Source organism: Micromonospora sp. NPDC049101 (assembly GCF_040648675.1).
In the GTDB taxonomy this organism is placed as follows: Bacteria; Actinomycetota; Actinomycetes; order Mycobacteriales; family Micromonosporaceae; genus Micromonospora.
In genome coordinates, this window is the sequence record NZ_JBEZED010000002.1 from 214,961 (window position 1) to 230,053 (window position 15,093).

Sequence of the window (15,093 nt, forward strand, 5' to 3'; positions counted from 1 at the left end):
TACCAGACAGCCCCGTGCACGCTAGCCTCAGGTATCAACATCAGCCGATTCGCGAGTACTGGGAGACCAGATGACGATACCCAACAGCCAGAACGAGTCCAGCTCAACCTGGGCTTCCGGGCCGGCAGGCGATGACGCTCAAGCGCAGACTTCACGCCTCGAAGTGGCCCGGCGGATCGCCCGAGAAGCACTGGAAGCGGATCGCCAGGCGGTTGAACTGGACGCCCGATTTGCCTTTGGCAGCAACAGTAGATGAAGAAGCTTCCCAAACGGCCTTACCGCCGAAAGTAATATGACCAAGCGGGAATCCCATACCGCACCATGTGTGTAACGGGGTACGCGATATGGCCTGTTTGGTCGCACCGCCAGCGCAAAACCTGGCCGCCGGCGCGGCTCCGGCCGCCCCGTCAACGTACGCACTTCACATCCAGGTGGCGACATTGACGCTCATCATGGGGTATCCTGCGGTCATCGCAGGTTCTACGAGAGTGCGGTGATCAGTGTGATCGACTCCGTATCCCATGACTCGTTTTTCAGGTCCGTGACGATCGACCACTTTGATCGAGACTGCATATCCGATCTGGCGGCAGGCAGAACTGCCGCCATTCGGGTCCCGGATCTACTGCCCCGCTCGATTTGCGAAGAAGTGTTGCAGGCGCTTACCCAAGCGAAATTCGAATCGTACGGTCAGGAGCGGGTCTATCCCACGGTCCTACGCTTCGGCGTCGGCGTCAGCGACCACAGGCGCGAGGGTGCGGTTGCCGACTCGTACTGGCCCGCGGTCAGGGAGAATGAAGAGAGGTGGCGCAGTCTCGGGTTGTCCATCGACCCATTCGAGCTCTGCCGCAAGGCGATCGGCACCGACTGGCCCGGCGGCATCGCTGTCGGGAGCAGCGGTGGCCGGCAAATGTGCCCCGGAGTCGCCCGTGAGCCCAATGGCGGGTTTCAGGTTCACTTCGACAACGTGTTGCGTGAATTCAAGGGCAACCTGCTCGACGCGAACATAATCAGTCAGTTCGCCTTCAACCTGTACCTCAGCATGCCCGACGACGGCGGTGAGACGGTCGTGTGGAGGCATCGTTGGAGCCCGGCTGACGAGGCTTTCAGGCTGCCCAATTCGTACGGCTTCTCGGAGGACGTGGTAGCTGGCGCAGAATCGTTCGTGCTAAAGCCGGCGGTCGGTGAAGGTTTGCTGTTCGACCCACGCAACTACCACGCGGTACGACCCAGTCGTGGCGCACGACGCGTGGCGCTGGGAATGTCGATCGGCCTGAGTGACACTGGTCAACTTCTTACCTGGGGGTAGCGGGCCTGGGCAGCGGAGATCCCCATTGACTCCCCCTCCGGGGGAACATTATAGTTGCGAAATGGAAATTCTCCGCTACACCGCCTTCGCGAATGATTCTCGGGGCGGAAATCCGGCCGGCGTGGTGCTCGACGCAACCGGGCTAGATTCCGATAAAATGGCAGAGATCGCGGCCGAGGTGGGTTATTCCGAGACGGCCTTCCTTTTTCCCGTGGCCGGCGAACACACGGTCGCCCGCTACTTCAGCCCGCGCATCGAAGTCCCGTTCTGCGGTCATGCGACGATCGCAGCCGCAGTGGCCCATGCGCGACTCAACGGCCCTGGCGTTCTGCACCTGGCGACGAAGGCCGGCCACATCGAGGTACGCACCTCGATCGAACCGAGCGGATCGGTCTACGCCACCCTGGTGAGCGTGCCACCGCGGACGGCACGGATCCAGGACGACGATCTGGCAGCCCTCTTGGCGGCGCTCGACTGGTCGCCAGACGAACTTGACCCCGGTCTTCCTCCGCTTGCTGCCTACGCCGGGGCCTGGCATCCCGTCATTGGCGCAGCCAGCCGCGACCGTCTGGCCGATCTGCGGTACGACGAAGCCGCCCTGCTGGACGTCATGGAGCGCAACGACTGGGCGACCGTCGACCTGGTCTGGCGCGAGTCCGAGCATGTCTTTCACACTCGGAATCCCTTCCCGACCGGGGGTGTGTTCGAGGACCCGGCGACGGGTGCCGCCGCTGCCGCGTTCGGCGGTTACCTCCGCGAGTTGGGCCTCGTGCGACCGCCGGCGCGCGTCACCATTCACCAGGGTGTCGACATGGGGCGGCCCGGCGTGATCCTTGTCGACGTGCCCGCCGAGCCGAACAGCGGCATAGCGGTTTCCGGGACGGCAGTCCAGCTGTAACGGGTGCGGGCAATGCCCGCACCCGTCACCTCAGCCACAGCCCCCGGGCGATGTCAGTCAGCGACTTCAACAACGATCTCGATCTCGACAGGTGCGTTCAAGGGCAGGATCGCAACCCCGACGGCACTGCGTGCATGACGGCCGGCATCGCCGAAAACGGCCACGAACAGGTCGCTGGCTCCATCTATTACGCTTGCCTGCTGGGTAAAGTCGTCAGCCGACGACACGAAACCCAGCACCTTCACGACCCTGGTGACCTTGTCGAGGCCCACTGCGGCGTCTACCGCGGCGAGGGCAGCCAGGGCGCAACGACGGCTTAGCTCCTGCGCCCGCTGCGGCGTCACCTCTGCGCCAACCCTGCCCGTCTCGACGACCTCGCCGTCCACCATCGGCACCTGCCCGGCGACGAAGACGAGGTTGCCCGAACGAACCGTTGGGACGTAGCTGCCCCTCGGTGGACTGACCGCCGGAAGCTCCAAGCCGAGGTGGGCGAGGCGAACTGACGGGCTCGTATTGGTCTCCACGTCGCGCAGCATCGTGCTGAACCTACCCCTTCGTGAAGCTCTAGGGCTTGATCACCTGTCGTCGATCTGAAGCACGACAGGGCCCACCCTAATAAACGCCACCGAGGCGGATAGGACGTGGTACAGGAAGATACCCGAAACAGTCCTCTCCATGTCACCAGTCGAGTGGCTCGACAGCCCGTCCGCGATCATCGTCCAGTGTGGCGCTTCGTCCAGGCTGACTCGGTGCCGTCGCTGCGACGACCGCCACCCAGACTCGCGTCAAAAGCGTGCCCAGGAACAGCGTCAGGCCTCCGATCAGCACCCCCCGCAGCCATGCGCGGTCGCCGATCAGGCCGCCGAGCACCAGGACCACGCACAGAAGCTCGCACATCAACAGCGACGCGACGGTCAGGACGTAGACACGGACCCGGGGCTTGGTCCAGAAGTACCCGCCCTTCGGCTTCTCACGTCGCGACGGCCGATGATCACGGGCCAGCACGTCCAGGTAGCGGGAGTCGAAGATCATGGCGAGCAGGACCACGGGCAGGACCTGCGCCAACGTCGCGTAGAAGTCTCTGAACACGTCCCCCCCATCGGCGTCACGTGAGTGGGCAAGCCTAGGGCTCATCCTGGCCGACACCTATCAGGTCGCCGACAGTCACGACGATCAGGCCGGGCCCAGGCCGCCGTGGACACACCTTTCGCGGGCTGCCCAACTGCACCGTTCGGCGGCGCAGGGTGAGAATCAGGTCGGCTACTGGCAGGGCCGTGGTAGCTCAGCCGGCGGCTGACGCGTACCCAGGTTGTAGGGGGTGGGTCCAGACGGGCGCCGGACCCACCCCCTACGCGTCAGGCGACGCGGTTGGCGGTCCAGCGGTGGCTGGGTTGCGTGGTCGAGCAGGTCGCCAGGACCAGCACAGTGTCGGACGTGGTGCCGTTGTTCTGCGAGCCGATACAGGTGCCGGCGGCCGTGCGGATCTGGTACGTCAGGCCGGCGAGCACGGTGAAGGTCCACCGTTGGGCCGCCGTGCCGTTGCAGGTGACCTGCACTATCGGCGTGCCGGCCGTGGTCGCGCCGCCGAGCGGGCTGAGGCACTTGTTGGTGACCGCGCTGGTCACCGTGTAGGTGCCGCCCGTCGCCGTGGTGAGCTTCCAACGCTGGTTCAGCGAGGAATTGTAGAACCACTGCTTGATCGGGGCGTTGTCGTTCGGGTCGAAGGCGAAGAGGTCCATCGCCAGGTTGCGGCCGTCCGAGTGCAACAGGTCATTGTTGAACACCAGGGTGGCGCCCGTTTCGACCGCGCCGGCGGCCGCCGAGTTGCTGTTGGTGGTCACCGACAGGGCGACCGAGTTCGCCGAGGTACGGGTCACTCCGTTGTAGGTAAGGCGGCTGCGGACCGTGTAGGACGCGGTGCTGTTCGTTGCCAGGCCGGTGACCCGGGCGCTGGTCTTCCAGCCGGGCACGGTGGTCACCACGGTTCCGTTGCGCAGGATCTGATACTCCAACGACCAGTTGCTGCCGATCGGGTTGACCGTGGGGGTCCAGGAGAAGGCGATCGACGTGCCCTCGACGTCGACGGCGCTCAGCAGTTGGGGTTGCAGCGCGGGGATCGTGGTCTGCGTCGTCGTCGACGAGCCGGCGGCCAGGTAGAGGCTGTCGTAGGCCACGTTCCAGTGGGTTGGCAGCCAGCTACCCTGCGGGTATATGCCGAAGTAGTCGTCTCGGTTGCAGTCGAGCAGGCGTTCGGCCATCGGATCGGGGCACGCCCAGCTGGTTCCGTTCTCGCCGCAGAGGGTTTCGAACCCGTCGCTGCAGTGCCAGTCGCCGTCCCAGTTCGGCATTCCCTGCCGCATGCCGCGGACCGAGTGGGCGAACTCGTGCGTGACGGTGTGACCGCCGTAGCAACCGGGCGAGATGGAGGTCCACATCGCGTAGTTGTTGTTGAGGTTGGACGTGCCGGGGCTCAGGTCGTGCGGCACGTCGACGACGTCGGTGTACGCGCAGCTGGTCAAACTCTCGGCGAAGACAACGTAGTTGCGGTTGTTCGCGGTCAGCCCGAAGCCCTGGAGCGTGGCGCGCCAGGCCCGGAAGTCCGCGTTGGTGCTGCCGGCGGGCACCTGGATGGTGATGATGTTGACCTGGCAGCCGGTGGCGCTGGTGACGAACTTCAGCCACCGCTGCGCGCCCTCGCGACGGGCGCTGTCGTTGACGTTCTGCTGGGCCACCCAGGCGGCGAGCCGAATGTGCGGCTCGCGCTCGGCGAACCTGTTGGGAGTGCCCGCCTCGTAGGCGTAGACCATCTGGAGGCGGTTGCCGTCGGTGCCCGTACCGACGCACTGCACCGGCGGCGCGGCGGCGACCGGGCCTGCGGCGGCGGCGGCCGGAGCCGCAGGAACCACTGCGATCGCGCCGGCCGCCAGTGCGGCGACCGCGAGGCCACGCAGCCATCTTTTCACTGTCGTGTCTATCGACGTCATTCTTGCGATCCTTCCCCGCGACTCACCCGGGCGCGCACGTACGCCACCTCGCCGGAACGACGAGGACGTCCGTTGATGACCTAGATAGTTGCGCCCGTGCGGCAGTCGCTTGTGGACTACCAACGGCAAGAGATCCCCCGTTGGATCGATGGGCGTAACTGTAGCCTACGTGCCCTGCGCTGACGACATGAAGAGCGGGGCGACCAACACCGCGAGGACCGGCGAGCGGTGCTGGCGTTCCGGCAACGCGACGATGAGCCGCATCCGTCGCGGCGGGTGCCCGAGACCGGCGATCGTGGTGACGATCAGCGCGGCTCGCCTCTGAGCGCGATGCCGCACTCGGTGCTGGCGGCGGGGACGCGTGCTCCAGACAGTCGGCATCGTGACGGTCTCGTCAAGGGCGACGACCAGACCGCGACCGCGGGCAACCCGCCGGCGAAGTTCGGCGGGGTCCGGTATTCCTGCGGTAGTCGCACCGGCCCCTGATTCCATCAGGAAATGTTAACTCGAACGCATTTGCCATTCGGCATGGCCGAGCGTGGCCGAACGGCCGGCGGACGTCGCCGGCGAACGAACGCGACGACCGTACAGCCAGAGGTCGTACCGTCCTGGTTCAATCCACAGGACAAGCGGGCACGACAGGCGGAGGACCAATGGGCAGCTGGGGAAACGGCAACTTCGACAGCGACACCGCCGCCGACCATCTGGGAACCGTGACCGACCGACTCATCGCCGAAGTCGCCAAGGCGATGTCCGGCGACCCCGTCGAGATCGAGCCCGACGAGTACTGGGGGGTCGCCGTGCCCTGCAACCTCGAACTGCTCCACCTCATCGCACAACAGAACTACGTCGGGGCCAGCCTGCCCGACCCGGCCACCATCGCCGGTTGGAAAACCACGTTCCTGACCGTCTGGGACGAGGCCATCGACGACCTGGAGCCCACACCTGACCACAAGGAACAGCGGCGCGCCCACCTCGTCCGAACCTTCGACCAGCTCGCCGCACTCGCCAAGGACGAACAGGCGTAACGCTCCGGGCAATACTAGGAGTCCTCTATCCGCAGGCAGCCGGCGCGGCCGTCGGCGGACAGAAACGCGAGTGCCACCGGAGCGGCACCGAGGTTGAGGTAGAACGGCGTCCAGTTCGTCGCCAGACGCAGAAGGGGCCGCCACGGTCCACCCGCAGGCCAGTCGTCCGGATCGAGCGGCAGGGCCGTACCGCCGATCTTGTCGTAGTCGATCGCGTGGATGTAGCGGTCCCGATCTTCCGACGACAGCGCCAGGTAGACGTCGGACAGCAGGGGTTCGGCATCCTCGTCGCGGGCCAGGTCGACTGTGTACTCCGCGGGTGATCCATCGTCGTGATAGAGCGTCGGGCCGCTGGCCAGCGGGACGGTTGGCCCGGCGAAGACACCGGGCTGGACGACCACGGCGTTCTCGCCCCCGTCAGCGAGGATGACGTCCGGGTCGAACTCGTCGGCATCGCGTCCGTGGCCCCCGTGTGTGACGAAGACGTAGGCGAGCCGTCCAGGGTCGTCGCCGATGAGTTCGGGTTCGAGCACTATCTGGCACAGGAAACGCATCGGCGTGCCCCAGGCCGCGCTGACCGGCCACTGCGGCGGCCCGAGCCAGGTGGGCTGGCCGCCGAACTTGGTGATCGGCTCGGTCACGGGCGTCTCGGCGCGCCGGTAGTCCACGATTCGCCACGCGGCAACCATGGCGCGGACCCTAGCAGCGGTCCGTCCTGGGAACCGGCCGTCCCGGCACTCGCGTCGCCCGAACAGAACGAGGTGCAGCACGACCACGACGTCGGCCCCATCGTCGACGGTGCCACGTCGTGGTCCGCCGTGTCCGAGGCCTTCGGCGAGGGCACGGCGCCTCGGGAGAACTTGACGTGCCGCTGACGCGGATTCGACATCGCTGTGCCGCCGTTGGCAAAGCTGACCGTCTTCTCGATGGCGGCACCTTGTCCGCTGTCCCGCCGCACGTCGAAGCTGGTGGGACGGGGGCGGCACACCGCCCGGAGAGGAGCGGGATCGATCGTGCGTAAGGTGCTCATCGCCAATCGTGGAGAGATCGCCGTGCGGGTCGTGCGGGCCTGCCGAGACGCCGGGCTGGTCAGTGTGGCGGTCTACGCGAATCCGGATCGGGACGCGCCGCACGTTCGACTCGCCGACGAGGCGTACGCGCTCGGTGGCGAGACCCCTGCCGACAGCTACCTGGACGCGGGCGCGCTGCTCGCCGCCGCCGAACGGGCCGGAGCCGACGCCGTCCATCCCGGTTATGGGTTCCTGTCCGAGAACGCGGCGTTCGCGCAGGCCGTCCTCGACGCCGGTCTGACGTGGATCGGCCCGCCACCGGCCGCGATCCGCGATCTCGGTGACAAGGTCGCGGCCCGGCACATCGCACGCCGCGCCGGCGCGCCGCTGGTGGCCGGCACCGCCGAGCCGGTGCGAGGTCCGGACGAGGTGGTGGGCTTCGCCCGCCAGTACGGCCTGCCGATCGCCATCAAGGCGGCGCACGGCGGCGGAGGCCGTGGGCTGAAGGTGGCGCGCACGATGGAGGAGATCCCCGAGTTGTACGCCTCGGCGGTGCGCGAGGCCACCGTGGCCTTCGGCCGCGGAGAGTGTTTCGTGGAGCGTTACCTGGACCGGCCCCGCCACGTGGAGACACAGTGCCTGGCCGACGCGTACGGCACGGTGGTGGTCGTCTCCACACGTGACTGTTCGCTGCAGCGCCGGCACCAGAAGTTGGTCGAGGAGGCCCCGGCGCCCTTCCTGAGCGATGAGCAGAACGCCCAGTTGTACGACGCGTCCAAGGCGATCCTGCGCGAGGCCGGGTATGTGGGAGCCGGCACCGTCGAGTTCCTCGTCGGCGCCGACGGCACCGTGTCCTTCCTGGAGGTGAACACCCGGCTGCAGGTGGAGCACCCGGTCAGCGAGGAGGTGACCGGCATCGACCTGGTTCGCGAGATGTTCCGGATCGCCGACGGTGAGGCGCTCGGCTACGGCGACCCGGAGCCGAGCGGCCACTGTTTCGAGTTCCGGATCAATGCTGAGGATCCGGGACGGGGATTCCTGCCGTCGCCGGGGACGGTGACCACGTTCGCGCCACCGGGTGGGCCGGGTGTGCGGCTGGACAGCGGTGTGGTGCCGGGCACCGTGGTCGGCCCGGCCTGGGACTCGTTGCTCGCCAAGCTCATCGTCACCGGAGCGGATCGCGGGCAGGCGCTGCGACGCGCACGGCGGGCGTTGCACGAGTTCGAGGTGGGCGGCCTTCCGACGGTGATTCCGTTCCACCGCCGGGTGGTGGCCGACGCGGCCTTCACCGCGGAGCCGTTTCGGGTCCACACCCGGTGGATCGAGACCGAGTTCGTCAACGACATCGCCCCGCACGGGCCGGTCGCCGTGGGCGGGCCGGAGCAATCGCGCGAGACGGTGGTGCTGGAGGTGGCCGGCCGGCGGGTTGAGGTGAGCGTCCCGTGGTCGCTGAGCGCAGCTCCGCACACGGCGGTGGCTGCGCCGCGCCGGGGGAAGCGGACGCCCGGCCCGGTGAAGGCGGCCGGCTGGGATCTGGTGTCGCCGATGCAGGGCACGGTCGTCAAGGTCGCGGTCACCGACGGCCAGCAGGTCGCCGCCGGTGACCTAGTCGTGGTGATCGAGGCGATGAAGATGGAGCAGCCGTTGCACGCCCACCGCGCCGGCCGGGTCACCGGCCTTGCCGCTGAGGTCGGAACTGCCATCGCCGGGGGTGGCGTGGTCTGCGGGATCGTCGACTGACATGGTCGGTGTCCCGATCGGCGTCGTCGAACAGCGCCGGCAGCCACTCGCGGCGCCGGCCACCACCGTGGGGAGGATTTTATGACCATCACCGTCGAGTCCGGTGACCTGGACCCGGTCGAGCTGGCCGCGGTCGTCGCCGTGCTGCTGGCCCGTGCCGCGGCGGTCGCGTCGGCACCGGATGCCAGGCGAGGGCCCTACCGACGATCCGCGGTCTGGGGGAGGCCCCGCCGGTATCCCGACGTCGCGGTGGCGCACAGCTGGCGGACGCTGCCGATTGTCGAGCGCGAGGTCACGCCAGCCGCGTGAACAGATGACGGGCGGCGGCACCGGGGGCCGCGTCGACCAGCTCCCGGGTGTACGGGTCGACCGGCTCACCGAGTACATCGGCGACCGGCCCGGTCTCCACCACCCGGCCGGCCCGCAGCACCGCGACCCGGTCGGCGATCTCGCGGACCACGCCCAGGTCATGGGAGATGATCAGATAGCTGAGGCCCAGGTCGGTGCGCAGCTGGTGCAGCAGTTCGAGGATCCGGTTGCGGTTTGACGCGTCCAGCGCGGACACCGGTTCGTCGAGCACCACCAGGTCGGGCTCCAGAGCGAGGGCCCTGGCGATGGCGACCCGCTGGCACTGCCCGCCGGACAGTTCGCCCGGTCGCTGGTCGAGGACGGTCGCCGGTAGCCGTACTCGGTCCAACAGGTCCGCCGCCCGGGCGGCGCGGTCGGCTCGGCTGCCCACCCGGTAGGCCCGCAGCGGTGCGGTGACGGCGTCGGCCACCGTGAGCCGGGGGTCCAGAGAGGCGTAGGGGCTCTGGTAGACCATCTGCATGCGGCGGCGCAGCTGGCGCAGGTCGCGTCCCCGTGCCGCGGTGATGTCGGTGCCGTCGAAGCGGACTCTTCCCGCGGAGACGGCGGTCAGGCGCAGCAGCAGCCGCGCCGTGGTGGTCTTGCCGGAGCCGGATTCGCCGACCAGGGCTACGGACTCGCCGCGGTCCACCCGGATGCTGACGTGGTCGACGGCGGTCCCTTGACCAAACCGTTTGACCAGGCCGTCCCCGCTGATCAGCGGGGTGGCGCCGGGCGGCGCGGGTGGGGGACCGGTCGGAGGGGCGGGCCGGGACAGTGCGTCGACGAGGTCCCGGGTGGCCCGGTCGCGGGGCGCGCCGAGCACCGAGCGGACGTCGCCCGTCTCGCGCACCCTGCCGTCGGCCATCACGACGACCCGGTCGGCTCGGTCGGCGGCGACCGCCAGGTCGTGGGTCACCAGCAGTAGGGCCGTCCCGCTGTCGCGGGTCAGGGTCGCGATGTGGTCGAGGATGCGCCGCTGCACGGTGACGTCGAGGGCGCTGGTCGGCTCGTCGGCGATCAGCAGGGCGGGTCCGGCGGCGAGGGCGATCGCGATGAGAACGCGCTGGCACATGCCGCCGGAGAGTTCGTGTGGGAACCGGTCGAGCAGAGTGTGCGCCTTCGGCAGCCCGGCCTGGTCCAGCAGCTCGGCCGCCCGGGCGCGGGCGGTGCGGCGGTCGGGCGCGAGCCGGTGGATGGCGAGCACCTCGGCGACCTGCCAGCCGATGGTGCGTACCGGGTTGAGCGACACCATCGGGTCCTGGGGGACCAGGCCGATGTGCCGGCCACGCCGTTGCCGCAGCACCGGTTCCGGGGCTCGGGCGAGGTCGGTGGCGGCCGGGTCGCCCGGGCCGGTGAACAGGATCCGGCCACCCGTGAGACGCGCCGACGCCGGCAACAGGCCGATCACCGCCCGAGCCGTGGTGGTCTTGCCGGATCCGGAGCCGCCGACGAGGGCGACAGTCTCACCGGCGGCGACGTGGAAGGAGGCATCCCGTACGGCAGGTACGACCCGCCGCCCGTTCGTGTAGTCGACCGCGAGGTTCTCGACCTTCAGCAGCGGTGATGTGTCGGGCCTGCTCATCGGTTCTCCTGCGCCGTGCCGGCGGCTTGTGCGATGCGGTTGGCGGCCAGGACGGTGGCGGTGATGACCAGCCCCGGCAGGGTGGTCAGCCACCAGGCGGTGCCCAGGTAGTCGCGACCTTCGGCGATCAGTGAGCCCCATTCGGGTTCGGGTGGTGGGGCGCCGTAGCCGAGGAACGACAGGGCGGACACCTGTAGTACGACGGCACCGAAGTCGACGGCGGCGTAGAGCAGCACGGCGCCTGCCACGTTGGGCAGCACGTGCTGGAGTATCACGATCGGCCACCGGGTGCCGCCGGCGCGGGCGGCCTCCACGTACGGCATCCGTACGATCCGGGCCGCCTCCGCGCGGACGACCCGCGCGAACATCGCGATACTGGTCAGTCCGACCGCGAGGGCGACCTTGACGGTGCCGAAGCCCAGCGCGGTGACGAGTGCCAGCGACAGCAGCAGCCCCGGTATGGCGAGCAGCACGTCGACCCCGCGCATGAGCAGTTCCTCGGCGCGTCCGCCCAGACAGCCGGCGAGCAGTCCGAGCACTGTTCCGGCCACCAGGCCCACGGCCACGGCGATCAGCGCGGCCTGCAGGGTGAGTGCGCTGCCGTGCACGACCCGGGCGAACAGGTCGCGGCCGAGCAGATCGGTGCCGAACAGGTGGGTCGCCGACGGTGGGAGCAGCCGGCTGGCGGGCGCGGTGGCCAGCGGGTCGCGGCTGGTCAGGAGCCGCGGTGCGGTGGCCGCGAGCACGACGACCAGGATCATGGCGCCGGCCGCGACGAGTGCCGGGCGGGCGGTCCGGCGGCCGACCCGGTCGAGCAGGCGGCCGGGAAGGGGCAGTCGGGTGTCAACCATGGACCGCCTCCCGGGCCCCGGTGGCGGTGCGTAGCCGCGGATCGAGCACCGGCATCAGCAGTTCGGTGGCCAGGCTGACCAGCACGAAGCAGGCCGCGCCGAGGATCACCGCGCCCTGCACCACGGGGATGTCCTGGGCGGCGACGGCCGTCGCGGTCAGCCGCCCGATGCCGGGGCGGGAGAAGACCGTCTCGACCACCACCGCGCCGGCGAGGATGTTGCCGGCCAGCACGCCGGTCACGGCCAGCGGGGTGAGCGCGGCGTTGCGGGCGGCGTGACGCAGCAGCAGCCGGGCCCGTCCGGCGCCCTTGGCCGCCGCGGTGTCCAGGTAGGGCTGGGCCAGGGCGTCGCCCAGGCCGCGGGCGAAGGTCTGGCCGACAAGTGCGGCGACCGGCAGGGCCAGCGTGATCGCCGGCAGTACGGCCGCGGCAGAGCCGTCGCCGAACGCCGGCAGCAGCGCCCACCGGAACGAGAAGACCTGCAGCAGTACCAGGCCGACCCAGAAGGTGGGCACCGAGATGCCGGCGCCGGGCAGCGAGAGCAGCAGCCGCCGTAGCCCACGGCGGCGGGCGTATGCGGCGAGCAGCGCGACGGCGGCGCCCAGCGGCACGCCGAGGCCGAGTGCTCCGGCGGCCAGTTGCAGGGTCGGTGGTAGCGCGTCCAACAGCATTCGCGCGACCGGTTCCCCGGTCTGCACCGACGTGCCCAGGTCCCCGCGTACCGTGCCCGTGAGTCGGTCCAGGTACTGCTCGGGCAGGGGGCGGTCCAGGCCGTGTTCGACCCGGAGCGCGTCGAGCTGCCCCGCGTCCACTGTGGTGGTGTCACCGCCGCCGGCGGCCATCACGGCCACCGGGTCGCCGGGCAACACGTAGAGCAGCACGAAGGAGAGGGTGTAGGCGGCCCAGAGCACGAGCACCGCGTGCAGCAACCGGCGGCCGGCGGTCAGGACAGCCATGCGTCGTAGTACTGCAGGCCGGAGGAGGAGGTGAACGCGATGTCGTGCACCTTGCCGGTGAGGGCGAAGACGGTCGTCATCTCGAACACCGGGATCTGGTACGCCTGCTCGAGCACCCGCCGCTGCGCGGTGGCGACGAGCTCGGCACGCCGCTTCGGGTCGCCGGCGGCGGCCTGCGCGTCCAGGTCCCGCTGCAGGTCCGGGTCGTCGATCCGGGACAGGTTGAGCAGCTTGTCGGAGAAGGCGGTACGCAGGATGTCCGGGTCGGCGCGTGTCCCGCTGCCCCAGGCGAGGTCGTAGTCGCCGCTGCCGCGTGCCTGCTGGTAGTCGGCGATGGAGAGGATCCGCAGGTGGAGTTCGATGCCGACGTCGCGCAGCTGCTGCTGGATGAGCTCGACAGCGGCCTTGTTGGGTCCGAAGTTGGTGGCCAGGATGGCTTCGAGGGTGAGCCGGCGACCGTCGTGCGACCGGATGCCGTCCGGTCCGGGCTGCCAGCCGGCGCCGTCGAGTAGCCGGCGTGCGGTCTGCGGGTCGTGCCGCAGGAGCGGGCTGTTGTCGGTGAAGTTCGCGGTGCTGCTGGACAGCGAGCTGGTGGCCGGCCGGTAGCTGGGGCTCAGGACGGTGTCGACGACCTCGGCGCGGTTGACGGCGGCCTGCAACGCCTGACGTACGGCCAGGTTGCTGGCGAGCGGCCGGGCGGTATTGACGCTGAAGGCGACCGGGACGCCCGGATTGGCCCGGCTGAGCACACTGACACGTCCGCCGCCCAGGGCAGGTTCGTCCTGGGGTGCGACACCGGCGATGCCGTCGACCTGCCCGGAGGTGAGGCTGCCGGTCCGTACGCCGGATTCGGGCATCACCAGGAATGTCACCTTCTCCAGGCGGGCGTCGCCCTGGTGCAGGCTCAGGGGGGAGGGCCAGGCGTAGCCGGTCCGGCGGGTGAGGGTGGTGCTGCGGTTGGTCTCGTAACGGCCGAGCTGGAACGGCCCGGAGCCGACCAGCCCGGCGGTGCAGCGCTGCTCCGCGCCCTTGCTGAGGCTGGTGGGCGCGAGCAGGCCGAGCGTTGGTGTGGAGGTGGCCTGGAGGAATTGGGCGTTGGGGCCGCCGAAGGTGACGACGGCGGTGTGCGGTCCGGTCACCGTCGTGGCTTTGTAGCCCTGCACGAACCCGCTGCCGAGGATGGACTTGGCGCCCAGTGCGGCGAGGTCGTCCATGTTGCGTTTCACCGCTTCGGCGTCGACCGGGGTGCCGTCGGCGAAGGTGGCGTCCTCGCGCAGGTGGAAGGTGAACTCGGAGGCGTCCTTGCCGACGTTCCAGGACGTGGCCAGCCAGGGCACGATCTCGCCGGTGGTCGGGTTCTGGTCGGTGAGCGAGTCGACCAGGCCGCGGGCGACGTAGAGGCCCTCGCTGGTCGCCGCCTGGTGCGGGTCGAGGCAGGTCGGGTCGGCGGGCAGTGCGAACTTCAGCTCGCCGCCGGATCGTGGCGTCCCGCCGCTGGACCGGCTCTCGGCCGCGGTGCCGCAGGCGACGAGCAGGACGGGGAGCATGGCGGCGACCGTGGTGAGCCCACGTGGTAATGGCATGGGGAGACTCCGTGATGGTGAGGAAGGGGTGGTGGGCGGCGGTGAGGCTCAGCCGGCCCGAGACAGCCGGGACGGCATCGACCGGCCGAGCCGGAAGCCGACGCCGCGTACCGTGACGATCACGTCGCGGTCCCCGAGTTTGGTGCGCAGGGCGCTCACGTGCGTGTCGATGGTGCGGCTGGTGGTGAGGCTGGGTGTGTAGGTGTCGGCGGGGAAGCCCCACACCTCGGTGGCGAGGCGGGTCCGGGAGTGGACGACGTCCGGGTCGCCGGCGAGGTGGTGCAGCAGGTCGAACTCCTTGCGGGTGAGCTGGACGGGGTTCCCGTGCACGCGGACCTCGCGGACGCGCGGGTCGATGTGCAGGTCGCCACGGGTGATCACGGCTCCGGATCTGGTGCGCCCCGCCCCGGCCCGGACGCGTCGCATGATGGCCTCGATCCGGGCGAGGAGTTCGCGGACGCCGTACGGCTTGGTCACGCAGTCGTCGCAGCCGGCCTGCAGGCTCAGGACCCGTTCGACCGCCATGTGCTGCTCGGTGAACGCGATCAGCGGGACGTCGCTGGCGCTTCGCACCCGCCGGCACGCTTCCACGCCGTCCATGTCACGGAGGCACAGGTCTATCAGCATGAGGTCGGAACGCTCGAGCGCGCCGATTGCCTCAGCTCCGGTACCGCATTCATTGACGTCGAAGCCGTGCCTTTTCAACTGTGCGCTGAGATCTGCGCGCCGGGAATTGTCGGAATCGACCACCAGGGCCCTCATTCGCACTGCTCCCTCGTTGCTTCGCCGTGCTCGCCGGCGAATCTCC

General features: G+C 69.4%; 16 protein-coding genes. 6 read left to right on the forward strand and 10 right to left on the reverse strand.

The genetic code is table 11. The annotated features are described in order from the left end of the window. Positions 1–151: 151 nt before the first annotated feature. Positions 152–313 carry a hypothetical protein gene (locus AB0B57_RS03635; protein WP_357064793.1) on the reverse strand — a complete coding sequence of 54 codons (162 nt, stop codon included), beginning with the start codon at positions 311–313 and terminating at the stop codon, positions 152–154. A gap of 180 nt (positions 314–493) precedes the next feature. On the opposite strand from AB0B57_RS03635, the gene AB0B57_RS03640 reads away from it, so the two are divergent. Next, positions 494–1,306, forward strand: a complete 813-nt coding sequence (locus tag AB0B57_RS03640; protein ID WP_357064795.1) for a hypothetical protein — start codon at positions 494–496, stop codon at positions 1,304–1,306. 61 nt (positions 1,307–1,367) lie between these two features. Next, complete coding sequence (locus AB0B57_RS03645) at positions 1,368–2,204, forward strand: PhzF family phenazine biosynthesis isomerase (protein WP_357064797.1); 837 nt, start codon at positions 1,368–1,370, stop codon at positions 2,202–2,204. 53 nt (positions 2,205–2,257) lie between these two features. On the opposite strand, the gene AB0B57_RS03650 is transcribed toward AB0B57_RS03645, so the two are convergent. The 3 genes from AB0B57_RS03650 to AB0B57_RS03660 all read right to left on the reverse strand — a co-directional run bounded on the left by AB0B57_RS03650 (position 2,258) and on the right by AB0B57_RS03660 (position 5,188). Continuing rightward, positions 2,258–2,740 carry a RidA family protein gene (locus AB0B57_RS03650; RefSeq protein WP_357064798.1) on the reverse strand — a complete coding sequence of 161 codons (483 nt, stop codon included), beginning with the start codon at positions 2,738–2,740 and terminating at the stop codon, positions 2,258–2,260. Between the two features lie 142 nt (positions 2,741–2,882). Continuing rightward, positions 2,883–3,293: a hypothetical protein gene (locus tag AB0B57_RS03655; protein ID WP_357064800.1), complete on the reverse strand. Its 411-nt coding sequence runs from the start codon at positions 3,291–3,293 to the stop codon at positions 2,883–2,885. A 266-nt stretch (positions 3,294–3,559) separates the two neighbouring features. Further along, on the reverse strand, positions 3,560–5,188 hold the full coding sequence (locus tag AB0B57_RS03660) for an RICIN domain-containing protein (protein WP_357064801.1): 1,629 nt from the start codon (positions 5,186–5,188) through the stop codon (positions 3,560–3,562). 228 nt (positions 5,189–5,416) lie between these two features. On the opposite strand from AB0B57_RS03660, the gene AB0B57_RS03665 reads away from it, so the two are divergent. Continuing rightward, on the forward strand, positions 5,417–5,674 hold the full coding sequence (locus AB0B57_RS03665; protein ID WP_357064802.1) for a hypothetical protein: 258 nt from the start codon (positions 5,417–5,419) through the stop codon (positions 5,672–5,674). A 167-nt stretch (positions 5,675–5,841) separates the two neighbouring features. Further along, the gene (locus tag AB0B57_RS03670; RefSeq protein ID WP_357064805.1) at positions 5,842–6,216 is read left to right on the forward strand and encodes a DUF4259 domain-containing protein; all 375 of its coding nucleotides are present in this window, start codon (positions 5,842–5,844) and stop codon (positions 6,214–6,216) included. 14 nt (positions 6,217–6,230) lie between these two features. Here AB0B57_RS03670 and AB0B57_RS03675 read toward each other — a convergent pair whose 3' ends face one another. After that, entirely contained in the window at positions 6,231–6,905 is a 675-nt protein-coding gene (locus AB0B57_RS03675) for a hypothetical protein (RefSeq protein ID WP_357064807.1), read from the reverse strand. Between the two features lie 324 nt (positions 6,906–7,229). Here AB0B57_RS03675 and AB0B57_RS03680 point away from each other — a divergent pair, with 324 nt between their 5' ends. Both AB0B57_RS03680 and AB0B57_RS03685 read left to right on the forward strand, forming a co-directional pair. Further along, complete coding sequence (locus AB0B57_RS03680; protein ID WP_357064808.1) at positions 7,230–8,966, forward strand: biotin carboxylase N-terminal domain-containing protein; 1,737 nt, start codon at positions 7,230–7,232, stop codon at positions 8,964–8,966. An 81-nt stretch (positions 8,967–9,047) separates the two neighbouring features. Beyond that, on the forward strand, positions 9,048–9,275 hold the full coding sequence (locus tag AB0B57_RS03685; protein WP_357064810.1) for an acyl-CoA carboxylase epsilon subunit: 228 nt from the start codon (positions 9,048–9,050) through the stop codon (positions 9,273–9,275). Here AB0B57_RS03685 and AB0B57_RS03690 read toward each other — a convergent pair. From AB0B57_RS03690 to AB0B57_RS03710, 5 genes are read right to left on the reverse strand one after another with little or no spacing between them, the layout of a single operon-like run. Then, positions 9,259–10,896: an ABC transporter ATP-binding protein gene (locus tag AB0B57_RS03690; protein WP_357064812.1), complete on the reverse strand. Its 1,638-nt coding sequence runs from the start codon at positions 10,894–10,896 to the stop codon at positions 9,259–9,261. The two genes, AB0B57_RS03685 and AB0B57_RS03690, sit on opposite strands and share 17 nt — an antisense overlap. Further along, positions 10,893–11,747, reverse strand: a complete 855-nt coding sequence (locus AB0B57_RS03695; protein ID WP_357064813.1) for an ABC transporter permease — start codon at positions 11,745–11,747, stop codon at positions 10,893–10,895. The genes AB0B57_RS03690 and AB0B57_RS03695 overlap by 4 nt, the downstream gene beginning before the upstream one ends. Then, positions 11,740–12,702, reverse strand: a complete 963-nt coding sequence (locus AB0B57_RS03700; protein WP_357064815.1) for an ABC transporter permease — start codon at positions 12,700–12,702, stop codon at positions 11,740–11,742. Before AB0B57_RS03700 ends, AB0B57_RS03695 begins: the two co-directional genes overlap by 8 nt. Then, positions 12,690–14,285, reverse strand: coding sequence for an ABC transporter substrate-binding protein (locus AB0B57_RS03705; RefSeq protein ID WP_357064816.1), 1,596 nt, complete (start codon positions 14,283–14,285; stop codon positions 12,690–12,692). The genes AB0B57_RS03700 and AB0B57_RS03705 overlap by 13 nt, the downstream gene beginning before the upstream one ends. A 48-nt stretch (positions 14,286–14,333) precedes the next feature. Continuing rightward, on the reverse strand, positions 14,334–15,047 hold the full coding sequence (locus tag AB0B57_RS03710; RefSeq protein WP_357064817.1) for a response regulator transcription factor: 714 nt from the start codon (positions 15,045–15,047) through the stop codon (positions 14,334–14,336). Between the last annotated feature and the right edge of the window lie 46 nt (positions 15,048–15,093).

Bases quoted from the DNA above. Each gene is read 5' to 3' on its own strand.
- AB0B57_RS03635 (WP_357064793.1), bottom strand. From the start codon at position 313: ATGGGATTCCCGCTTGGTCATATTACTTTCGGCGGTAAGGCCGTTTGG.
- AB0B57_RS03685 (WP_357064810.1), top strand. From the start codon at position 9,048: ATGACCATCACCGTCGAGTCCGGTGACCTGGACCCGGTCGAGCTGGCC.
- AB0B57_RS03690 (WP_357064812.1), bottom strand. From the start codon at position 10,896: ATGAGCAGGCCCGACACATCACCGCTGCTGAAGGTCGAGAACCTCGCG.
- AB0B57_RS03700 (WP_357064815.1), bottom strand. From the start codon at position 12,702: ATGGCTGTCCTGACCGCCGGCCGCCGGTTGCTGCACGCGGTGCTCGTG.
- AB0B57_RS03705 (WP_357064816.1), bottom strand. From the start codon at position 14,285: ATGCCATTACCACGTGGGCTCACCACGGTCGCCGCCATGCTCCCCGTC.
- AB0B57_RS03670 (WP_357064805.1), top strand. From the start codon at position 5,842: ATGGGCAGCTGGGGAAACGGCAACTTCGACAGCGACACCGCCGCCGAC.
- AB0B57_RS03710 (WP_357064817.1), bottom strand. From the start codon at position 15,047: ATGAGGGCCCTGGTGGTCGATTCCGACAATTCCCGGCGCGCAGATCTC.
- AB0B57_RS03645 (WP_357064797.1), top strand. From the start codon at position 1,368: ATGGAAATTCTCCGCTACACCGCCTTCGCGAATGATTCTCGGGGCGGA.
- AB0B57_RS03650 (WP_357064798.1), bottom strand. From the start codon at position 2,740: ATGCTGCGCGACGTGGAGACCAATACGAGCCCGTCAGTTCGCCTCGCC.
- AB0B57_RS03675 (WP_357064807.1), bottom strand. From the start codon at position 6,905: ATGGTTGCCGCGTGGCGAATCGTGGACTACCGGCGCGCCGAGACGCCC.
- AB0B57_RS03660 (WP_357064801.1), bottom strand. From the start codon at position 5,188: ATGACGTCGATAGACACGACAGTGAAAAGATGGCTGCGTGGCCTCGCG.
- AB0B57_RS03695 (WP_357064813.1), bottom strand. From the start codon at position 11,747: ATGGTTGACACCCGACTGCCCCTTCCCGGCCGCCTGCTCGACCGGGTC.